This window comes from Roseobacter cerffii (genome assembly GCF_054226325.1).
Map to the genome: position 1 here is coordinate 4,165,906 of NZ_CM135757.1, position 22,032 is coordinate 4,187,937.

General features: G+C 58.1%; 17 protein-coding genes and 1 pseudogene. 8 read left to right on the plus strand and 10 right to left on the minus strand.

The features are described 5' to 3' along the window. Positions 1–62: 62 nt before the first annotated feature. Positions 63–923, plus strand: a complete 861-nt coding sequence (locus tag ACVC7O_RS20300) for an SDR family oxidoreductase (RefSeq protein ID WP_458323920.1) — start codon at positions 63–65, stop codon at positions 921–923. A gap of 299 nt (positions 924–1,222) precedes the next feature. Here the strand turns inward: ACVC7O_RS20300 and ACVC7O_RS20305 are convergent, their stop codons facing one another. Next, complete coding sequence (locus ACVC7O_RS20305; RefSeq protein WP_458323921.1) at positions 1,223–1,486, minus strand: type II toxin-antitoxin system RelE/ParE family toxin; 264 nt, start codon at positions 1,484–1,486, stop codon at positions 1,223–1,225. 26 nt (positions 1,487–1,512) lie between these two features. Continuing rightward, positions 1,513–1,758: a type II toxin-antitoxin system ParD family antitoxin gene (locus tag ACVC7O_RS20310; protein WP_458323922.1), complete on the minus strand. Its 246-nt coding sequence runs from the start codon at positions 1,756–1,758 to the stop codon at positions 1,513–1,515. A 251-nt stretch (positions 1,759–2,009) separates the two neighbouring features. On the opposite strand from ACVC7O_RS20310, the gene ACVC7O_RS20315 reads away from it, so the two are divergent. Beyond that, positions 2,010–2,609: a hypothetical protein gene (locus ACVC7O_RS20315; RefSeq protein ID WP_458323923.1), complete on the plus strand. Its 600-nt coding sequence runs from the start codon at positions 2,010–2,012 to the stop codon at positions 2,607–2,609. 75 nt (positions 2,610–2,684) lie between these two features. Then, positions 2,685–3,155 (plus strand): toll/interleukin-1 receptor domain-containing protein, encoded by a 471-nt coding sequence (locus tag ACVC7O_RS20320; RefSeq protein WP_458323924.1) that lies wholly within the window; start codon positions 2,685–2,687, stop codon positions 3,153–3,155. Between the two features lie 186 nt (positions 3,156–3,341). Here the strand turns inward: ACVC7O_RS20320 and ACVC7O_RS20325 are convergent, their stop codons facing one another. The 4 genes and pseudogenes from ACVC7O_RS20325 to ACVC7O_RS20340 form a co-directional block, all read right to left on the minus strand. Further along, complete coding sequence (locus ACVC7O_RS20325; protein ID WP_458323925.1) at positions 3,342–3,722, minus strand: DUF5615 family PIN-like protein; 381 nt, start codon at positions 3,720–3,722, stop codon at positions 3,342–3,344. 9 nt (positions 3,723–3,731) lie between these two features. Further along, positions 3,732–4,331 carry a DUF433 domain-containing protein gene (locus ACVC7O_RS20330; protein ID WP_458323926.1) on the minus strand — a complete coding sequence of 200 codons (600 nt, stop codon included), beginning with the start codon at positions 4,329–4,331 and terminating at the stop codon, positions 3,732–3,734. A 77-nt stretch (positions 4,332–4,408) separates the two neighbouring features. After that, positions 4,409–5,001: pseudogene (scpB, locus tag ACVC7O_RS20335) on the minus strand (SMC-Scp complex subunit ScpB). Next, positions 4,998–5,951, minus strand: a complete 954-nt coding sequence (locus ACVC7O_RS20340) for a DUF1403 family protein (RefSeq protein WP_458323927.1) — start codon at positions 5,949–5,951, stop codon at positions 4,998–5,000. The pseudogene scpB and the gene ACVC7O_RS20340 overlap by 4 nt, the downstream one beginning before the upstream one ends. A 251-nt stretch (positions 5,952–6,202) precedes the next feature. Between ACVC7O_RS20340 and ACVC7O_RS20345 the strand changes: the two genes are divergently transcribed. Then, on the plus strand, positions 6,203–8,863 hold the full coding sequence (locus tag ACVC7O_RS20345) for a toll/interleukin-1 receptor domain-containing protein (RefSeq protein WP_458323928.1): 2,661 nt from the start codon (positions 6,203–6,205) through the stop codon (positions 8,861–8,863). Between the two features lie 196 nt (positions 8,864–9,059). Here ACVC7O_RS20345 and ACVC7O_RS20350 read toward each other — a convergent pair whose 3' ends face one another. The 4 genes from ACVC7O_RS20350 to ACVC7O_RS20365 form a co-directional block, all read right to left on the minus strand. Beyond that, the gene (locus tag ACVC7O_RS20350; protein WP_458323929.1) at positions 9,060–9,995 is read right to left on the minus strand and encodes a histone deacetylase family protein; all 936 of its coding nucleotides are present in this window, start codon (positions 9,993–9,995) and stop codon (positions 9,060–9,062) included. A gap of 195 nt (positions 9,996–10,190) precedes the next feature. Beyond that, complete coding sequence (locus ACVC7O_RS20355; protein ID WP_458323930.1) at positions 10,191–10,508, minus strand: antibiotic biosynthesis monooxygenase family protein; 318 nt, start codon at positions 10,506–10,508, stop codon at positions 10,191–10,193. 492 nt (positions 10,509–11,000) lie between these two features. After that, positions 11,001–11,504 carry a hypothetical protein gene (locus ACVC7O_RS20360; protein ID WP_458323931.1) on the minus strand — a complete coding sequence of 168 codons (504 nt, stop codon included), beginning with the start codon at positions 11,502–11,504 and terminating at the stop codon, positions 11,001–11,003. 7 nt (positions 11,505–11,511) lie between these two features. Next, positions 11,512–12,237, minus strand: coding sequence for a helix-turn-helix transcriptional regulator (locus tag ACVC7O_RS20365; RefSeq protein WP_458323932.1), 726 nt, complete (start codon positions 12,235–12,237; stop codon positions 11,512–11,514). Positions 12,238–12,927: 690 nt separating this feature from the next. On the opposite strand from ACVC7O_RS20365, the gene ACVC7O_RS20370 reads away from it, so the two are divergent. The 4 genes from ACVC7O_RS20370 (at position 12,928) to ACVC7O_RS20385 (ending at position 22,004) form a co-directional block, all read left to right on the plus strand. Then, a complete protein-coding gene (locus ACVC7O_RS20370) occupies positions 12,928–15,942 on the plus strand; it encodes a beta strand repeat-containing protein (protein WP_458323933.1) in 3,015 nt (1,004 codons plus the stop codon). Positions 15,943–16,080: 138 nt separating this feature from the next. Next, on the plus strand, positions 16,081–18,420 hold the full coding sequence (locus ACVC7O_RS20375) for a hypothetical protein (protein ID WP_458323934.1): 2,340 nt from the start codon (positions 16,081–16,083) through the stop codon (positions 18,418–18,420). Between the two features lie 385 nt (positions 18,421–18,805). After that, complete coding sequence (locus tag ACVC7O_RS20380; RefSeq protein ID WP_458326126.1) at positions 18,806–20,671, plus strand: type I secretion system permease/ATPase; 1,866 nt, start codon at positions 18,806–18,808, stop codon at positions 20,669–20,671. Beyond that, a complete protein-coding gene (locus tag ACVC7O_RS20385; RefSeq protein WP_458323935.1) occupies positions 20,664–22,004 on the plus strand; it encodes an HlyD family type I secretion periplasmic adaptor subunit in 1,341 nt (446 codons plus the stop codon). Before ACVC7O_RS20380 ends, ACVC7O_RS20385 begins: the two co-directional genes overlap by 8 nt. Positions 22,005–22,032 lie beyond the last annotated feature (28 nt).

Here is a 22,032-nt window from a genome sequence, read left to right on the forward strand (position 1 = left end):
CACATCTATCGTAGAATTTTCAGCATCTTATTTCTGGGTCATCGCAACAAGGAGACTTTGAAATGACCACTAGTAAAATGACCACTTCTCGTCGCTCTGTACTGCTTGGCCTCGGTGCTGCAACGCTGGGAACTGCAGCCACCGCAGCGACAAACGCCGCCACTGCAAGCGGCAAACCATTGAGCGGCAAGGTCGCAATCGTGACAGGCGCACGAAACAACCTTGGGCGGGGCTTTGCAAAAAGGCTTGCCCAGATGGGCGCGGATGTTGTTGTGCATTATCATCGTGCCGAAACTCGCGCCGAAGCCGAAAAGACCGCCGCGCTTGTTCGAGCGGCCGGGCAGCGCGCGGTTTTAGGTCAGGGTGATCTGGGCAACAGCGCCAATGTCGCCGCTCTCTTCGATCTTGCCGAAGCGGAGTTTGGAGGCGCAGACATTCTCGTGCACACAGCGGGCCGCATTATCAAAAAGTACGTGGCCGACTTCACGGATGCTGAGTTCGAGGAACTCTTGAACGACAACACAAGAACAACGTTCTACGCCATGCGAGAAGCGGCTCGACGTCTGCGCCACAATGGTCGGATCGTCGCTATCGGAACGTCTCTGACAGCAGGTGCGGCGCCCGGCTACGCGGCCTATGGCGGCACAAAATCCCCGGTCGAAGAGTTCACCCGCATGATGGCCAAGGAATTGGGCGCGCGCGGCATAACCGTGAACAACGTGGCACCCGGCCCGATTGACACGCCATTCTTCCATGCCGCTGAAACACCGCAGACTGTGGCTTATGCCAGTGGCTTGTCGGTTGAGGGCCGCCTGGGCACGGTGGATGACGTTGTCCCTGCCGTTGCAACATTGGCTTTGCCAGAGAGCCAGTGGACGAACGGTCAGACAATCTTTGTGAACGGTGGCTACCTTACGCGATAGTTCATGCCTGTTATGGCTACCTCACTGCCTCCGCTGCTAGAAATCAGCGGAGGTCTCGCTTGTTCAGAGGGTGAGGAGGTCTTGTTGTTCATAAATCGTCACCATAGCGGGAAGGTATGTCAACTGGCCGCTCCCCGCCTACAAGCGATAGTTTTTCATAACCAACTATCTCGAATGGCGTTACCAGAAGAAAAACACTATCCGTCAATCCACCTCTCAACTAGTCCGGCCCATTCCCGACATTGGACACGCGGTCTAAATGCCGCAGTTGCAGCCCGCAAAGCGGCCGTTCGCGGAAACTACAAATGCCGATCCACATCCATGCTTTGATGCAGGATTCTGATGATCGCGATCACTTCGCCTCGGATTTGATAGTAGATCGCATGCTTGCCGATCAGTGTCTTGAGATATCCCTCACGGACCAAAGCTGGCCTGCCCGCCTTCTTCCCCGCGGTAATGTCTTCAAAGACGTCGACGATGTCATTGGTATACATTTCGGCTTGTTCGCCGGACCATTCTTGCGCCGTGTAAATCCAGATTTCTTCGAGATCAGCTTCCGCCATTGGCGAAAGCACATACTTCTGAGGCATCAGGTGCTGTTCTTCTGACGCATGCGTTCTTGAAACGCCTCGCGGTCAAAGGCACGCGGTTCCCCCGAGTTCTCTCCCGCAATCAATGCGTCCTTCAACACCTGGACTCTAGCTTCATGCTCCTCGAGAAGCCTTAGGCCTGCCCGTACGACGTCGCTTGCCGAGCCGTAGCGCCCGTTGTTGACCTGAGTCTCGATGAAACCGGCGAAATGGTCCCCGAGGGACATCGAAGTGTTCTTTGCCATACATGCCTCCTAGAAATCACATATACCAAAATTCGGTATTTTTCAATATCGCGCGAAAAGTGGTACAGTGGCACGTCAGCGAACTGACGATGGGGTGGCATGCGGCGGATCGGAGGATCAGTCATGGAACCAACCCCAAACCTACCTGCCATTCGCGCTCTGCGCTTAAGCGCTTTAATGTGAATTCAATCCTAGTAGATGAATATGAAGAAATAACAGAGGCCCTGAGAGAGATTGCAAGACGCTTTAGAATGCGGACTGTTTTTGTGTCTTCAAGCGCAGCCGACTTTGAGCCTTGGGGTGAGAAAGCTGTTACAGAATTCATGAGGAAGCTTGGCTCGTTGTTGGTAGAAAATTCGTTGCGGATTAGTACCGGGTTGGGGCTTGGCGTAGGCAACGCGCTTTTCACCGGAGCATTGGAAGAAGTGTATCGAAGTGTTGAGCGCCAGATCGATGATCACCTTTTAGTCAGGCCGTTTCCTCAGTATGTAGATGACAGAAACGAGCGCGAGGCGCTTTGGCATAAGTACCGAAGTGATTTTATCCCCTCAGCAGGTTCGGCATTGTTCTTGTTTGGCAACAAAATGGTTGGTGATGGGGTCGTTTCGGCAAACGGCATGGTCTCCGAGTTTGAGATTGCAGCAGAGAACGGGCTCGTACTCCTGCCCGTTGGTGCTACCGGCTCAACTGCAGCAGAACTTGCCAATAGCGTCTTGGCGGCTCCAGATGATTATCCAAGCATTCCTTCTGAATTAATTCCGCTGATCGCAGAATTGAATGAACCGGTAGCCAATTTGAATGAGCTGCTTCAGCCACTAGTGGAATTGGTACGGAAGGCCGGAACACGATGAGTAGACTTCATTTGGCGCAAACGCGTGGGGAGATTTTATGCCCGTTTCTATGAGCACCTAAGGTTCGAGGCGCGCATGGGCGATCAGCAGATTGCAAAATCGCTATCTGAGGCCAAGCGAAGTCGCATCACAACAGCGTTTCTGTGCCACGCACATAAAGATCGCGCTCTGGTTCAAGGCGTAGTCAATCTTCTGCGCAAGGCTGGTTGGCGTGTGTACGTGGACTGGATGGACGGCTCAATGCCGAGCAAGCCAAACCGCGTGACGGCGGACAAAATCAGGAAACGAATTCGTGACCTCGACTATTTTCTTTTCTTGGCAACGTCGAACTCTTTGGGTTCTCGATGGTGCCCATGGGAAATTGGATATGCGGACCCTCACAAGTTCCCTGAAAAACTCTTCATTATCCCAACAAGTGATGGCTATTCCACGCATGGCAATGAGTATCTTGAACTCTACCAGCGAATTGATCTCCGAAGTGACGGGTCCCTAGGCGCATTTGCGCCAGGGTCTTCCTTTGGAACGGAGTTACGAAACCTTCGCTAGTGCTCAGACTAGCTTCTGGGAAGATAATCTAGATGCCAAGCTCTACAATCTTTGCGTCTAGCTACGCTTGCCTTGACCAGCTCAATGGCAGCTTAGACCTCTCAGGGTAGTGATTTTTGCGGTCGCAGCGAAGGTCGGTTTCCCGCCCTCTCTTCCGGAAGACGACCTCGCGGAAGCAATGAACTCCTACGTTTCCGGTAGATCGTACAACGTCATCGTGCCATCGGCCTCAGCCTCCAACACCTTATTCACCATCACATCGGCCGGGTCACCGAGTTCCTCCAGATAAGCAATGGAGGCTTTGATAAGCGCCTTCGCCTGAACCCTACCGAGGCAGGGTATGATGATCATGCCTAGGTGTATGTCGGCGCGCGACGTCAATGCACCGAAGTCACGCGCATTTTCCGTGACAATGATGAGGTCATGTTCGATGCAACGAGCGAGCGCGGTATGATCTGCTTCACCGAGCCCGCCCTGATTGCGCGGATGAACGACATAGTAGCCCTCCTCCGCCATGAGCTCGTTCGCCACGCGCGGTGACAGGCATTCATCCAGAAAGAGGCGCATCAATGAGGCTTAGGCGGCCTTACGCCAAGGTTTGCCAGCACTGCGTCTTCCGCGCGGCGGATGCGCCTTCGCATAGACGAGTGCCGCCTCGAACGCCTCCTTGCTGATCTCGGGATAGTCCTCGACCAGATCTTCCAAGGTTTCGCCACCTTCGATGCGCCCGAGAACGGATTGGCAAGTAATGCGTGTCCCTTTCAGGATCGGCTCACCGCCCAAGATATCTGGATCTACGGCCAAGTGCTCATGCCTAGTTTCAAGATAGACACGTGTTCGATCCCAAACCTCAGAGACGAGCGGTTCAAGGTGAAGTGTCAGACCCGGCGAGAGCTCCAAAGCCCCAAACTTGGCAGTCTTCGAGCTTCGCAGGAACTTCCAAACGAGCCGCTTCGACTTCTTTTCCATCTTGATACCATCAAGGGATTGCATCGCTCGCGCATAAGCAACCGCATGCATCGGCACATGTGCAGCCACGGTCTTACGCATCCAGAGCTTTGTTTTACGCCTTGGAACAATACCTTCTTCGCAATCCTTCTCGATCCGCCTTGGGGCGACCCCAGCAAGATGTGCGGCTTCTTTGATAGTAAGGTCTGCTAATACTTGCGTCGACATAATCTTTCCCTTTGAGGGGATAGATAACGACAGATCGCCAATATGTCAAGATTTCGCGTGTCCAGTCATCCGTTAACTCACGGATCCAACTCAAGCTCCGGCAGGTCTCGCAAGCTCTGTAGATCGAAGGTCGCGAGGGACGTTTCCGTCGTCACGAAAGTATGCGGTGCCCCGGGCCGCGGCGACCGTGGCCCAGAGGCGATCAGATCCTTGTACCGAAGCCGGGCGAGCAGATCGCGGCTGACCTCCTTGCCGAAGATGTCCCTCAACCCTGCCCGGTCGATCGGCTGGTGATAAGCGATGACGCAGAGCACGCCCATCTCCATTTCAGTGAAGGCCAACGACTGGTCACCAAGATTGGCGGCGGCCTTGATCGCGTCCGCGAACTGCGTCTTGGTCCGGAACATCCATCCGGTACTTGGGCCAGCTCATAGGGACGGCCGGTGAGTTCGGCCTGGATGTCGTCGATCAGCATCTCGACCGAGACCCCCTGCCCCACCACGCGCGCGAGGTCCTCGCGACCGACCGGCGAGGCACTCGCGAAGAGCACCGCTTCGATCCGGCCCATCCATTCTCGCCAGCGCAACTCCTGGGGAAGATCGACGAGCTCCCGGTCGAATACGGCGCTGCCGTCATCCGCGGGTTTCCGCTTCTTGGCCGCAACTGTCATGGCGCGATTCCATAGAGCCGGAAGGTCGACCGCCCGGTCAGTTCACGCGCCACCCGTAGCTCCACCAGCCGGTCGCAGAACCGGCGCGCGGCGCGGGAGGTCATGGAGATATTGGTCCCTTTGATCTTGGGCGATAGCGACGTCGACGGCGCGACTGCATCCTCGATCAGGAACAGGTCGACCGCTGCGCCAGATCCCTTTGCCCGGAGCTTTGTCGCAACGGTGCGCAGCGCGGCCGCAAGACGCACAAAGTCACGCGCCAACCGGATTGTCTCCTCGATGCTCTCCAAAATCCGAGTCTGGATCGCCAGCTCGGCCCGCTGTCCTTCTGTGGTCAGGTCTCGCAACATCGCCTTTGTCAGCCCCTGCGCTGAAACTGGCAGCACCTGCTTCCAGTTCAAAGCCCGTGCGAGGACGATATCCGAGAGCAGGCAGGCGATCCGTTCCGCCCGGTCATCGGCGTCGAGCACGGCACGCAGGACAGCCACACAGCCGGCCAACGGCCCATGGGTCCGGGCGCGCTCTTGCCCGGCATCCAGCCACTCCCCCACCTCGCTCGCGTACTCCGCTCCAACCACCTTAGCTATCTCACCGGTCCCAATCGGACAAAGCCGTACTCCATCACGCCAGAAGACCAGAAGATCGCCATCCGGCCCGCGCGCCTGGCGTGGTGGAGTCAGGTGGTAGGCGTCGCGGATATCCGCCTCCCGCGCCAGGCGCCCTTCCAGTTTCGACGTCGCTGTCGCGGCCATCAGCGCCAGCCGGTTGGCGAGGAGTTTCACCGGGACGCCATACCGAGCATTGCTGATCAACTGGTCGAGCACCGTCAGCGCCGCCCCTGACCGAAAGGCCACAGCCTCGAAGGTTTCTGGCCGTCCGGGGGTGACCCAGCGAGGCAGTTGCGGTAGGTTGGTCAGGTCGTCGGAGATGACTGTGGCCTGGTATGTCATGCCACAAGACTATCCCGTCGCGGCGCTTTCGTCCACAATATGATGTGCAAACCGCCCCACCCTGCGGCTCTCACCTATGTCCAATAATATTGAATTATCGGACGCAACCGCCTTGCTCTGGCGCTGCAAAAGAAAGCATTGCACAAATAGTTGGCTTGAGACGAGCATCGCCCCCGGAGAGAGGCTTCAAAATAGGTGTGCGCCACTTGCATGGCACACGGATATAGCACTAGCGTCGAGGTAAAGTTTTTATGTCCGAGACGACGCCGAAATCGGTTCTTTTCCTGTCCTATTCGCGCAGAGATATCGGGCTCGTGCGCCAGCTTGATTCTGCAATCCGGCGACGTAACTCTGATACTTGGGTCGACAAGAAAAGTATTCCGTCGGCGGCGGAATGGATGGCCGAAATTCGTCGTGGAATAGCTTCGGCCAGCGGTTTTGTCTTCGTCATGACGCCGCATTCGTTGGCATCGCGGATTTGTCGTGCAGAGCTTTCGATTGCGACCGAACTATCCAAGCGCCTGCTGCCAATTCGGCCGTATACCAAGGACAGATGGGAAGCGGCGCAGGCTAAAGTCATCGAGACATTAGGCGCCGAGGCCGATTTCAAGGTGCCAACGGAACTCAGTAAACTGAATTACATCGACATCGCCGACTTCGTGGACCTTGAAAACCCGTTCGAGGGATTGGTCGATCAGCTAATCGAGGCGTCGATCCAGGATTTGGACTGGCTCAATCGTCATACGCGGCTGGAGCAGGACGTCCAGCGGTGGATCAACGCCCGCTACTCGGCCTCTGCCTTGCTTCGTGGGAACCTGCTTGACGAGGCCGAAGAGATGCTGGAAGCCAAGGGCAAGGATCCACGTTTGAGCGCGTTGCAGCGTGAGATCATCGTCGCAAGCCGGACTGAGCAGAGACGTATTCTGGAGCGCGATGCGACAGAGCTTGCGGGACATATTCTGAGCTTACCTGATGATCGGATCGGTCTTGGGGTCATGCTCACACTTGAGGGGCTCGAGCGATATCTGCCGGTGCCCAAACTCAAAGGCGCATTGCGGACCCTGATGAGCAACTGGTCGCAGCGGACGCTTATGCAGCATGTGGCGCCCGTGTCTTGTGCTGTCTTCGTGCAAAAAGGCGAACGTGTTTTGTCGGCCTGTGAGGATGGTCGAATTCGGCTATTCGATGCGGACACCGGCAGACTTCAGCAAACAATGGGAGAAGATGACGCTCCCCTTGAGTTCCTCGGCCTCGCGGAACAACCTGAGCGCGCAATCGTATGGTCTGGTAATGGCGGCCTCCAGTTCCTGGATTTTGTCACTGACGACAGCAGCAGTATCGAGCTGATCTCAGGGGAGATTCAGGGCCTCGCAACATCGGCGGATGGGCGGCTTGTCGTTGCAGCATGCGGCACGGTGCCGGTCGTCCTCGACCTGGACAACCAGCGCAAATTCAACCTGCCTTCGCATCCGGCGCCGATCATCTGTGTTGCTGTTGTCCGCCACCAACTCGTCTTGACATGTTGCGAGGACGGTCGGGTCAGGTTGTTCGATTTGGTCACCGACACATCCTCCGAGATCAGTCTACCCGAAGACCAAACGGCATCCAGGATCCTCGTCAGTCCCGATGCCACTTGGGCTGCTCTGGCAGGGCCTTTCACTGGCATATACATCGTAGACTTGGAAACCCGCAAAATCCTTGACAGATTAGAGGCTGTAAGCTCGGCGCTTCAGTTGGCATGCGATAGCCAAGGTGCCAGACTTGCTTTGGCTGATATTTTTGGCCGCGTCCTTGTATTTGATATACATACGCGCAATCTGTTGCTCGAGCGTCAGATATTTAGACGGTTCGCGCGTTCGCTAGCTTTGAACGAAGATGGATCACTCCTCTGTGCGGGCTCTGACGACGGTGCTATAGCCATCGTCGAAATTTCTTCCGCTCGAGAACAGCGCTACTTCGGCCATAGCGGAGTGGTCACCTCCGTACACTTCGATGATGACGCGCGCTCGATAGTATCGTCGGGCCGGGATGGGACCGCGCGCGTGTTCCAAGTTCTTGGATCACCCGTCAGTCTTACGATCGAGCACGACGCCATAGTTATAGGCGCTGAACTTGCACCGGACGGGTCGCGACTCGTCACAGCTGCGCGAGACGGAGCGGTGCGGCTTTTCGATGCCAAAGCGGGTAAACTGCACTTCGAGCGTCTCGGCCCCGAGGATGAATTGATCTCGGCGACGTTCGTATCGTCCCATGAAGTGATCGCTGCTTACAAGGATGGATCGATCATCATGCTTGATGTTGCCGAAGGGCGCGAAACCCTGCACATCGAAACTTCGCCTATGGAGACCCATTGTCGGGCTCGGGTGATGAACGGGCGACGGTTGGTGATTGGCCGCTTTGATGAGATCCTGAGGATCGTGTCACTGGATGACGGAAACATAGTCGAGAATCTGTCTCCATCAGATATGGAAGACCTTAGGTCCGAATACAATCTACAAACCGGTCGTCTTGCTAACGGTGTTCGTGTTGTGTTTCCGGAGATCGAACCGCACGTTCCGCATCTGTCAGTCGACGGCGCGAGAATCGATCTTGAGCTGCCGGATGTCATTGCCGACGCGCGCCTGTCTCCTGATGGTCTAGTGGTTGCAGCAGCAAGTGTGAACCGACCAGAGGTCTTCGTGTTCGACACAGCGACAGGCGAGCTTTTGTCGACCTTGTGGGTTGGTCACTCGGTCAACGGCGCGGCGTTCGGGCCCGACGGTCGAAGTATTGTCGCAACCTGGCTTAACGCCATATCAATTATGGACTTTCCACCTTTCGAAGAGCTGCTTGCGCAGGCACGATCTCAGTTGCATCGCAAACTGACTGACGAGGAGCGTGCGCAGTTTGGCTTGCCGAGAGCGACGGCCTGAAAGTGCCCTGGATCTGAGAGCACAGGAATTGCCTTTAAGTTCGCCGGGTGAGCTTCGAACGATTGGTAGAGATGTCAGAGGAACTGCAGCTTGACGCTCTTATCCGTTCTCCGCGACCTGTAAGTCCCTGCGTGCCTTGTTTGCTAGCTTTCGCGCGGCCCATGCGACACGCGAAAGGCAGATCGGAAGAGGCTGCCTACCGCCCGCGGCTCATCAAGACGTCCACATGCGCAGCAGTACTTGCCGCGAGAGCATTCAGATCATAGCCGCCCTCAAGTGTTGAAACGACGCGCCCATCTGCATGGGTGTCCGCAAGATCGCAAAGCGCTTCCGTAATCCAAGCGAAATCCGCTTCTTTCAGAGCAAGCTGAGCCAAGGGGTCGTCCTCATGAGCGTCAAACCCGGCCGATATCACGATCAGCTCAGGTGCAAAGCTATCGAGCGCTGGTAGCCCATGTGTTTCCCAGGCCCTGCGGAAACCAGCGCCACCGGTGCCGGGGCTGAGCGGCAGGTTCATCACGTTGCCATGCGCGCCGGTCTCTTCGCGATCACCGGTGCCAGGCCAAAGTGGCATCTGGTGGCTGCCCACGAAAAGCGTGCGCGCTTCGTCCCAGAGCAAATCCTGAGTGCCGTTGCCGTGATGCACGTCGAAGTCGACAACCGCAACCCGGGACAGCCCATGTTGATCAAGCGCCCGTTTTGCAGCGATGGCTGCCGTTCCAAACAGGCAAAATCCCATGGGTTTCTCGGCTTCGGCATGATGGCCCGGTGGCCGCGTGGCGCAAAAGGCGTTCGCGATCTCGTCGTCAAGCACCGCATCGACAGCCGCACCAGCAGCGCCGACGGCCCGCAGTGCCGCAGCCCATGAGCCGGGGGAAACGTGCGTATCGGCGTCAAGCGCGCGGCTCCCTGTTGCAGGGATGGCGGCTTCAGTCCTTGTCACATAGCTCTCAGGATGGCAGCGCAGCAACTCGGGCGGGTCTGCCATCGGAGCGTCGCGTCGATCAAGAGCTGAAAACCGATCATCCGACAAAGCGGCTGCGATTGCCTCCAGCCGCTCGACCCGCTCCGGGTGTCCCGGCGGCGTTACATGTGCGTGGCTATCTGCGTGTGAATAGAGAGCTGTGGCCATGTGCGTCTACCTCATCAGTTCGGTGCAGTTTGCGCTTAACCTGCACCCGATCACAACACCTCCTGGGCGCGGAAATTGAATCGCCGACCAGCCACTTCCAGTCGCACTGATCACCGGGTTTGCCTAACGGACCTCGTTGGCACTGCGATCGTAAGATTGGAAGCGGTCACTTGTTCTTGGAGCACCGGCCTGCTCTCAGAAAATGCCCGCCACCTCATACATCACTGGCTCGAAGCGCGTCGCAAGCCGTGCAATCTCGCGGTTCCGCGCCCGCATTTCTTCGCTACGCAACATCGCCTGAAAGTCCTCGCGCTTTTCCCACTGCGAATAGTTGGCTATTCGCGTCTGTGCGTCGTTAACGTGCAGACCCGCAGCAATGAAGCCAGGCTGTCTTGAGATGAAATCGCGATAGGCGCCCTGCAACTTGTCCAATAGATCGGCGCAGGTGCCTGGCGAGCATTCGAACGTAGTGATGACGGTTTGGCATGTGGCGGCGGCATCAATCTTGAGCATCGGGTCCTCCTCCCTGGCAGTATAGCAGTTATCGCACTGTCTTGCGCTGCTGCATGTTTACTAGGAATCAAACCAACTTTTTTGAGACAATTCATAAACGCGGAAGCTCGGTAGGATTGAGCTTATGACGCCCGATCCTAGCGACGCAGCGACTGACAATACGCATTGTTGCGTCTAAAAAACTCTCTACCGTCTGATGCAATTCAACCGGCGCGACCGTTGCTGCGATGCGGCCCGCTAAATGCGAGATCAAGGCCTGACCGAACTTTCGGGCTATGGATAAAATCACCTCGTGCTTTTGCAGCTGTTGCTGACGCGGCAATTTCTCGCATGTGCGGCAACCTCATCGCTGTGTTTTAGGTCTCGACAGCGCGGCTTCAGAAGCCGCCCTGTCGCTTCCAGCTGTGGATTGGCACTTTTGCCGGAAGTAGCTTCACTGAGCAGGTCCCGGCGATCACTAGATACGAGTGCAGTTGACCAAGATCGACCTCGCTACTTCGGGTATCCAAGCTCTTTTATCATAGCCCAACATTCCTTGTTAATCCGCGCAACGGTGGAAATCGCGGCTTCGATTTCCTCAATCGCATTTTGATCGACCGCGCTTGTTCGGCCCAGCTTGATGTCTGTCTTCCGGTCTGCAATGCGCATCAGAATGGTGCTGGCATCACCGCTTTGCGGATCAAAAGAGTAGATGCTGTGGCTGTATCGGTTCCGAAGGGCGGAGTACTTCATAAAGCGCTTCGTCAGGTCAAGGATGCGTGCTTTCTCTGCCTTCGGCGTCTTTCCGGCCTTGGCCAAACGCTCCACCAGATCGACCCGGGCCCGGGTCGTATTGAGCGTCAAGAATATGATGACGGCGGTGTCCTTGTCGGTGCCTGCCAACCCAGCAATGAAGTGGATCAGCAAGCTTTCGGTGTTGCTCCACGTGTAGTTGAGCCGCCCGACCTGTAACAACAACGCATCAAAGTTTTCTGCAGCTGCTGGCAATCTGGTCATAGCACGCTCAGCACCTCGAAGCGCGGCCTGGCTTGTCGCGCTTGAAGTTGGTGTACCAAGCCGCGGCACAGGTGCGGTTGGTCATGCCGAGCTTCTTGAGCGTGTTGTGGATGTGAAGCTTGATCGTATGTTCCGACAGGTTCAGGGTCGATGCGATGTTCTTGTTCTGCAACCCTTCCGCGACAAGGCCGAGAACCTGCCATTCCCTGTCGGTCAATTCGGCAGGTGGCGCTTCGAGCACCGCATCCTCGCCGTGTTGTGTAGACAGGCGGGCAACGAATTCCTGCGGGAAGTAGAGTTTGCCGCGGATCAACAGGTTGAGCACGGACAGCCAGACATCCATTTGCACATGCAGCGGCAGGAAGCCCACATGCGCAAGATCGGGGTTTGTGACGCTGGCCAACGCAAGCCTCTGGGCAATCGCCTCGTCATAATAGGCGAGGGCCAGTTTGGCTGGTTTGGCGGCGTCGATATAGGCCAGTGGCGCGCTGATCAGGTGATCGGCCATAGATTCCTCGACCACCACGGCGAGGGCACGCACGCCCTCGGCCCTGACCTCGGCCAGATCGGCGGGCGACGCCACCCGGGTGAAAGTGATGTTGGGGAACTCGGTCTTGAACGTCTCAATCAATCTATCAGAGAAATATTGGGGTGACCCCACGAGGAGAAGGGTCTGGGTCTCGGCTGTCTTTGTTAGCTTCAAGTCGGAATAGTGCTTTGAAAAACCTTTCATTTCTGTAGCTCCTGACCACGATATGTAAAATTCAAACTGGTATTATGAAAAATTTATTCTGGCTGTTTTTGCAGCAGTAGAGCCCTAAAGTGACTGATCTTTAGGCGTTGGTAAATAAATCGTATGGCTAGTTAATCTAATTCTAGCCGAAAGATTAGTTCAAAATTCGCATGATATGCGAAATTAAATTAGTAATTAAAATTTTAATAAGTGTTAACAGTCGGTTCTTGGCGCGAGCATTGTTTCGCCGCTCCATCAAATTTCCGAGAGGCGTGTGATCGAGCACACCTAGAGGTTGATGTCGCATTTAGCGCCACAACTTCCGCCCTAGCCGCCGCCTGGACCTGACCAATTTTCCGGGCTGATCACTGGCCCGAGTCTCAGGCATCGTACCCCTGAGAGTGCAGAATTCCGCGCTCGCACGGCGGCTCATTTCGCCAAAAATTTTTTGATGGTGTGCCCGGCAATTTTCGGGACCTCAGACCGCGGTGGCGCATTTGCAAACGCCCGCGGCAGGCTTTGAGGAGTGGTTCAAGACCCAGATATCGCACAGCTGTTCTCATGGCTGGGTTTGACTGCGTCTGCGTCAAGCTCGCCTCGATTTTTCACAACCATAACAACGCCAAGACGGTGATCGCTTGTCAGATGAGTGGCGGTGCGTGTTGGTCTTCAGCAATGTGAGTTTTAAAAATGGCTAAGAGACAAAATATGCTCGGTTTGGGTGACGGCGGAGAAGGCGGTCACTACGATCACGACTACGACGTCAACAAGAACAAGAACCTCAACAAGAACGCGACGGACAACGAGAATTCCAACGACAATCAGAATTCGAACGACACAACGTCCGAGACCGAAACCACGAACATCAACGAAAACACGACGGACAGCACTTCGACCAGCGCCAGCGACGGATCAGGGTCTGGCAATGGGAATGGCACTGGCAATGGTGCCGGTAATGGCAACGGCAACGGCAGCGGGACCGCATCAAGCGACAGCAACAGCTCTGCTGCGGGGTCGAACACCAACACGAATACCAACGACAGTTCGCAGACATCGGACAACAACGCCTCGGCTGACGCGTCCTCGGACAGCGACAGCGACAGCAGCAGCGACTCCAATGCGGATGTCGACGTCGATGTCGACGTCAGCATGAACCTTGATGGCTATGAGCCAACCGATGACGACTTTGCGGACTTTGACCTGACCGACGCCAGTACTGGCGACATTCTCCTCGCTCAAGGTGATCTGGAGTATGATCCGGGCGATGATGTTGACATCAGCGACTTCCTGAATGGCTCGCTCAATGGCGATGGCAACAATGCAGCTGTGGTCACCGGTCAGGGCATCAACCTCGAAGACAATGACGTCCTCGAATCCGCGACCGTCGAAAACACCGGCGAGTTCATTCAGAACGGCAACGCCACGGGTGGAACGGCAACTGCGGATGAAGGCATTGAAGTCGAAAGCAACGGCGCTGCAGGCGGTGGCGATGCCTACGCTGACGGTGGCGACGCACACGGCGGGAATGCCATTGGCGGGCACTCGCTCGCGGACGGCGGTATCAGCGGCGACACCGGAGCGACCGATGCCACCGGCGGTGATGGTGGCGACGCCAGTTCGGCCGATGCGCAAGGCAATAGGGCCAAAGGCGGTGACAACTCTGCAACCGCGGATGGCGACGGCGGCGATGGTGGTGACAACGATTCCACCAACGACGGCGACAGCGATGCGAAGGCCAAGACCTACGCGGAAAGCTACGCGGGCGACGGAGGCGACTCAAACTCCTCCAACGACGTCGATGGCACAAACAGCGCAAATGCCAGCTCCGACGATGACGCCGGAGACTCGGGCGATGCCGACTCGGGCGCCGACCAAGCCTCGGATGGGCGCTCCAACAACGACACGGACTCTTCGGGCGGCCAGGGCGGAGATGCCGGCAGCATCTCCTTGGGTCTCGGTCTGGGTTCGACCGATAGCGACAGTTCGGCGGACGCCGGAGATGGCGGCGACATTGACGGCAACGTCGATGCCTACACCAAGGCCAAAACCGATGGCTCGGCGGATGCCTATGGCGGCGACGGGGGCGAAAGCACCCAAGACGCAGCCGGTGATGGCGAAGGCGATGCGACATCTGATGCCAACAGCGACGGCGGATATTCCGGCGATGCCTCCGGCGCGGTAAACGGTACCGCATCCGGCCAGGCGGCTGGCGACGGTGACGGTGGCGATGGTGGTGACATCGACGGCGATGTCGACAACACCAGCGACGCCAGCACCGGCAGCTATGCGGATGCGGATGGCGGCGACGGTGGCGACAACACCCAGGATGCCGCAAGCAAAGCCAAAGGCGAGGCTGAATCCGAAGCTGAACCCTATGCTGGCGACGGCGCCAAGGGCAAAGGCTATGGCGACGGCACCACCGATGCGGCCACCGACGCCACCGGAACCGGCGGTGACGGCGGCAATGGTGTGCCGGTTGGCGGTAGTGGTGGCGATGGCGGCGACGGCGATGCCATGTCTGGCAATGCCAATGGCACCGGAACGGGCACAGGCACCGGCACTGGTGGCAATGGCGGCAACGCTAATGGCACATCCGGCATGGCCGACAACGACACCACCGGAAGCGCGGCCAACGACGCGACCGCCGGCAGCGGTGCCGCTGGAGACGCAGCGACGGATGACGACGCCACTGCAGACGCAGCGGGCGGCACGGACTCCGAAAGCGGCGCCGGTGCAGGCGGAACCACCGACAACGACGCGGACGCCCGTGCCAACGGCGATTCGGACAACCAGTCCGGAGCTGGCGGCGCGGCCACTGCGGCGACCGGAATGTTTGAGAACAACATTTCGGGTGATGCGACCAATGACGCGACAACCGGTGCAGGTGCGGCAGCGGACGCGGCCACGGACGATGATGCTAGCGCAGCCACAACGGCTGGCACGGACTCAGAGTCAGGCGACGGTGGAATGGCCGATGCAGCGAGCGACGATGACGCATCGGGTGACGGCCAAAGCACCTCGAGCGCTGTTGGCGGTGACGGGGACTCAGACGCCTCCGTAGATGCCACGGTCTCGGCTGACGGCATGGCGGACTCTGATGCCACCAGCGGCGACGGCGGCTCGACCGGGTCGACCAACGATGCCAATGCCGAAGGTGCCGCCGAGGGCTATGCCGATGGTGACGGTGGCTATGGTGGCCTGTCCGATCTCGCCGCCGAGGCGTTGGCCGAGTCGATGACCGACAACGACACCGACGTCTCGACCGGCGCTGGTGGCGACGGTGGCAACATGGCCGATGCCGCAAGCGACACGAGCGCAAGCGGCGACGTGATGGCCGAATCCGGCGACGGTGGTGCCGGTGGCATGGCCACAGCGGCCAGCGGTGCATCCGGTCAGGCCATCGGTGGGGTCTCCACCGGCGGTGCAGCCGATGGTGGCACCAATACCGGTGGCATGGGCGGCACGGCGACGAGCGGCGCTGGCGGTGCTGGCGGCAACGGCGGCAGCTGGGGCTCCGGAAACGGTGATGACGGTTACGTCACCGGGGAATCCTATGCCTCTGCCGCGGCGCAGGTCGATGTGGCGGCCTTCAACCAGTCCATCGTCATGGGCGCCAATGTCCTGGGCAACAGCGTCGATATGAACGTTGTGGGCGGGTCGTTCAGCTCCAACTACATCGGCGACGACAGCAACGACGGGTCGTAAGCGGACCAAGCGAAACATTTCCCGGGCCTGGAGTCCTCCCGGCCCGGGAACATCAGCAAAAGCAGGAGAGTGAACAGCAGACGTTAGCGCAGACCGAGTTTTTCCAAATATCTTTTGGTTTTTAAGGGGCGACCACGAGTGTTACTTGATCCAGTTACAGAGAAGATCGCGCATTTCATCGGCGCATTTCACCTCATCGAAGAACAGGCACGACTCCGCGCAGAATACGACGAATTCCGGGCCATCCAGGCGTCCAACGACCGGGCCGAGGCGATTGAACTGTTCAACTCCACCATCAAGCACAGTCATAAACTCAAAGACTTCAGCCCAGATCTGCAATGGAAACCTATTCTGAGCGGATCAGCGGCGCCGGACTTCCCTGCCATTCCTCCGCAACTGCCGCCAGTAGATGTCATTGAGACGGGCGCGCCCCTACCCTATGTGCAGCCCGCCCTGATCTCCGGTGAAGGTGCGCCTGGCGTGGCGGACATCACGTTCACGTTCTTCCTGCCCCTGCCGAGCTCGGTCGCTACAGTGACCTTCCAGAAGGCGACACTGTTCGACAACGATGTTTTGGGGGAGATCGCTGGTCTCGGCTTTCAGGACATCACGCCGCTGACGCCCCTGGTGGAGCATCTAGCGACGATTGCGGATTATCTGAGCCCGCTGGATATCGACATCACCATTCTTGACGCGAACCTGTTCGACCTTGTGGCCGACATCCAAGCGGCGGCAGACACACTCGCCACCCAGCCAGCGAATGGGGTCGAGTTGTCTGTCCTTCAGGGCGACGACGCGCAAGGTTTGCACCTCAACGGGGAGGGTGCAGAAGAGTTTCCCGAATGGGAGGATATCATCCCCGCCTATCACGCGAACGCGCTGGCGAAGGCCGAAAGCGAGGCGGATGAGGTCGACAGTCGGGAGGTTTCAGGGTCTGACTTTGATCGCGACGTTCAGGACACCACTGACAGCCCCTTCAAGGTGGACGACGGCCATCAGGTCGTTGCGGGCGCAAATGTGCTTACCAACGCGGCCACGATCACCTCAAGCTGGCTCGACGCCTCGGTTTTTGCCGTAGGCGGCAACGTCCTCAGATTTGATACGATCTCGCAGGTCAACATTCTGATCGATCACGATTCCGGCTTTCACGGTCTGGCTTCTGGCGGCGGAGGCGCGGCGCCCAACCAGGCCTTGAATGCGGCCTCGTTGAGCAAACAGACCGTTCAGGAGGCGAAGGCCGCTGCCGAAGCGGAGGACGCCGACGAAACGGACGACGTCACAGCCGAGACACCCGAAGCACCTGCAGAGGATGTCCTCCCTGCCGGCGCAAGCCCCCAACACTGGGTCGTCGAACGCCTTGAGGGTGACGTGGTCCAGATGAACTGGGTCAAGCAATATACCTTCAGCACCGACTTCGATCAGGCGGCCATCACCTTTCAGGGCGCGTCCAGTTTTATCGGCCTGGGCGAAAACCTGATCAGCAACACGCTCTCCACTTTCCAACTTGGCTACAACTACGACCTCATCTTGGTCGGGGGCGATCTGATTGATGTGAATCTGATCAATCAACAAAACGTCGTGCTGGATAGCGATGTCGTTCGGTCCGAAACACAGGGTCACGCGTCGCCGCTTGCAGGCCAATTTCACGCAGGCACCGATGGTGCGGCGACACACGGAGATGCGCAGAGCGCCCCGGACACGGCAGGCCTTCAGCCAAGCCACGACGCACCGACGGACCCTGCCCTGCAAGACGATGACGACATTGACGACCCAAAAGTCGATCAGGTCGACGCCGAAGCGGAAGGTCCACGGCCTGACGAACAAGATGAGGATGCACCAACTGATGAGCCCATCTTCGAAGAAAAACCGGTGCATCCGACAGGCGACAACCTGCTCTACAACAAGGCAACGATCGAGACGGTGGGCTTCGACAAGGACGCCGAGATCAAACAGAACTTCGAAGACGCAATCGAGGCGTTCTCCAGCGGCTCCGACGATCTGGATGCGGAGCTGATCGAAGACCCGCTCTTCAACGGCACGGAGTTGCTGCGCGTTCTCTACGTCGACGGTGACTTCAAGAGCGTCAACGCAGTGGACCAAACGAATATTCTGGGGGATGCAGATCAGGTGCATCTGGCGGTTGATGAGTTTGCGGCGGCCCTGCAGCAGGAAATCCAGCTGGTGACGGGGTCCAACATCGCGGCCAATTTTGCAGCGATCCGTGACAATGGCATCGACAGCAGCGTCATGGCGCAAGGAGAGACTTACTCCGACGCTTTGATCCATCAGGCAAATCTGATCGACACCGGGGCCGCCCCACCCGGCGCCAGCATCTCCGATCTTGCAACAGAAGCGGTGGCCTTCCTGGCGGATGACATTGTCGATCAAACGCTGGCGGAGGAGATTCAGTCTCAAACAGCGTCGATGATCGCCAACGTGCCGACCGCCGCAGACATCATGCAAGATCTGGTCGTCTGACTTCCAGAAGCTTCAGGGGCATTAAACAGTGAACGATATTCCCAAGTTCTTGGGGCAACCCATTAGAACCAATTCAGATCAGAGTTTCAAAAGTAGGCGGGCACAGGTCGGCGCAGCAGGCCCGCTATATCTTGGCGTCGATCAGCGTGTCGATTCGACCCGCACCGAGCGACCTCAACCCCTCGCGCGACCTGCAGCTCAGGGCAACGCACCGGCGGAGTCCGGTGCGTTAAAACAAGAGCCTGGCGCACCTGACGTGGCTGATACGGCGGGGTTTTCTGAAGAGGCACCCGCAAGCGATCAGGCGCCCAACTTCAAAGCGCCCGATGCTCCTGCCAAGCAACGACGCGCAGCCGACGACCCGGAGAGGGACGAGGACGCGACGGTGGCCAGGATCTCGGACGCGCGCGATGTGCCGGGCATCACCATCGAAGGAGACAAAGGGCCGATCAGACGGCGTCCTCACTCGGACGACGCTCGGCCAACCAGTGGAGGTGGCGGCGGCAGCCCGCCACCTCCCAAGTTCCACAAGCGGGTCGGACCAGAAGACTTTGGCGAAAGCCTGCGGAAAGGTGGCCTCGCTGTCCGGCGCAATCTGATGTTCGTGCTGGTGCTGACCTGCGCGACCAACTTGCTGATCCTCGCCATCCCGATCTATCTCTTCCAGATATCCGACCGCGTTTTGACGAGCCGCTCGGTCGACACGTTGATCATGTTGACGGTGATTATCGTGGGTGCGGTCGTGCTGCAGGCGACATTCGACGCTGTGCGCAGGTTCATCCTGATGCGCACGGCGGTCGAGGTCGCGGTCCGGCTTGGCGCCCCAATCCTGAGCGCCGCCTCACACGCGTCACTGCACGGCAGCGGGCGCGAGTATCAGACCTTGGGCGACTTACAGCAGTTGCGGGGGTTTTTGGTCTCCAGCACTCTGATTTCATTCCTGGACGTGCCCTTCGCACCGATGTTCATCTTCGCCATTTTTCTGGTGCACCCACATCTGGGTATGATTGTCGTGGTGACATCGCTGCTCCTTCTGGTTGTTGCCGTGGTCAATCAGCGGATCACATCCAAACCTTTCGCCAAGGCCACACACGCGCAGTCAAAGGCCAACATGCATCTGGAGTCGATGGCGCGGAATTCGCAGATCATCAACGCGCTCGCGATGATCCCCGAAGCGGTCATGATCTGGGGCAAGGACACCGCGAAATCGCTGACCGAGCAGGTCTGCGCGCAGGATCGCAATATCATCACCTCGGCTATTTCGCGCGCCATTCGCCTCTTGACGCAAGTTGGCATGCTTGGATGGGGGGCATATCTGGCGATCCAAGGCGAGATAACCGGGGGTATGGTCATTGCCGCCTCGATCATCGCGGGGCGTGCTCTGGCCCCCATTGAAGGGTCCATCGAAGGGTGGAACGGGTACTCTCTATCCCGCTCTGCTTATGGCCGGATCAAGACGCTGCTGACGTCCTCCAAGGTCCAGTTTGAACGGCTGAACCTGCCCAAGCCGGAGGGACGGCTGGACGTGGAACGACTGCTCTATGTGCCCGGCGGAACGAAACAGGTGATCCTGAACGGCATCAGCTTCTCGCTCAACCCCGGCGAAACCCTGGCCGTCATCGGCAACTCAGGTGCCGGGAAAACCACATTGGGCAAGATGCTGGTTGGATCGATCCTGCCAACCTCCGGCAATGTGCGGCTGGACCTGATGGATTTGCGCAACTGGGACCAGCGCCAATTTGGCGAGAACATCGGATATCTGCCGCAGGATGTGCAGCTCTTCCCCGGCACCATCAAAGACAACATCGGGCGGATGCGCGCCGATGCCACGGATGAGCAGATTTTTGAGGCCGCCAGCCTCGCCGATGTGCATGAGATGATTGCCGATCTGCCCCAGGGGTATGAAACCATCGTGGCTGCGGACGGATCACCCCTGTCAGGGGGCCAGAAACAGCGCATTGCACTGGCCCGCGCCTTCTTTGGCAATCCGCGCTTTCTGGTTCTGGACGAGCCCAACTCCAACCTCGACACCAACGGCGACAAGGCGTTGGCCCGGGCGATCAAACATGCTCAGAAGAATAAGATCACCGTCGTAGTGATCACGCAAAAACCGTCGCTGCTGAGCTGTGTGGACAAGATCATGCTGCTGGCGGACGGGACGATCCAGATGTTCGGCGAGCGGCAGAAAGTTCTCGAACAACTGGCCGGACGCAAGACCACTCCAAACAAACAGGTGCCAAAAGATGGCTGAGCTGATCGATTATCCCGCAAACGGTGACTGGCACGCCGAAGTGCCGCGCTCTGTCCATAAACAGGTGATTTTCGGGTTTGTTCTGATGGTGTTGACCTTCGGCGGCTTCAGCCTCTGGGCCTTTCGGGCCCCGCTTGCCGCTGCCGTGATCTCCCAGGGCAGCTTCGTGGCAACGGGCCAGAACAAGATCGTGCAACACCTGGAAGGCGGCATCATCCGCGACATCATGGTCCGCGAAGGAGACAGGGTCTCGCAAGGACAGTTGTTGATCCGTCTCGATCAGACTGTCGCGGCCGCCAATGAGCGCGAGCTCTACCTCCGGCAAATGCGGCTCGAGGCGACGGAGGCGCGGCTCCTGGCACAACACGAGCGGTTGTCCCTGCCCGTGTTCCCCGAGCCCCTTTCATCGAAAACCAATGACTTTGAAATTTCTTCTATCATGGATGGCCAGATGCTGGCATTCAACATGGCCGAGGCTGCGCTGGATGACGACCTGTCCCTGTTGCAGAGAAACTATGACGCGCTTGAGATTCGGCGTGTGGGCTACGCGGTCCAACTCGAAGCACATCAGCGTCAGCTGGAGCTTTTGTCCGATGAGCTGGAGATCAAGACCGATCTGCTGGAGGACGGTCTGATCAGGCGTTCGGAAATGACAGCGCTCAAACGCGTCCTGATCGAAGCGGAGGGCCAGATTGGTCGGCTTATCGCGGAAGTCGACGAGATCGAACAGATCAAGCTCAAGTACGAGGAACAAATGAACCAGACGGAGGCCCGCTACCGGCAGGAAGCCTTGGACAATCTGCAAGTGGTGCAGGCGGAGCTGGACAGCATTCGCGAACAAGCGCGTGCAGCCATCAACGTGAGGGAGCGGGCTGACGTTCTGGCCCCGGTCACGGGCGTTGTCGTCAGGCTCTACTACCATACATCCGGCGGTGTGATTGAGAGCGGCAGGCCCATTCTGGAGATTCTGCCGGAAGACGAGCCCCTCATCGTCGAAACGCAGATTCCGCGCGCGGACATCGACAGTGTCACAACCGGTCAAACCGCAACGGTTCGGCTTGTGGCTCTGAACCAGCGCACAACACCAGTTCTCTATGGCAAGGTCGACTATGTCTCAGCTGATGCGGTGACAAACAAGAGCACCGCCGCCGCCGAGGAGGTCTATGTCGCTCGGATCACGCTGAGTACGGAAGAGTTGCGCCGCGTCGCCGACTTCGCCCCGACCCCGGGCATGCCCGCCGAGATCATGATCCAAACCGCCGAGCGCACCTTCGTGCAATATCTTGCGAAACCGGTCATGGACAGCATGTCGCGGGCATTCCGCGAGCAATGAGGATGGTTCTACAGCGAGCGCTTCTCAC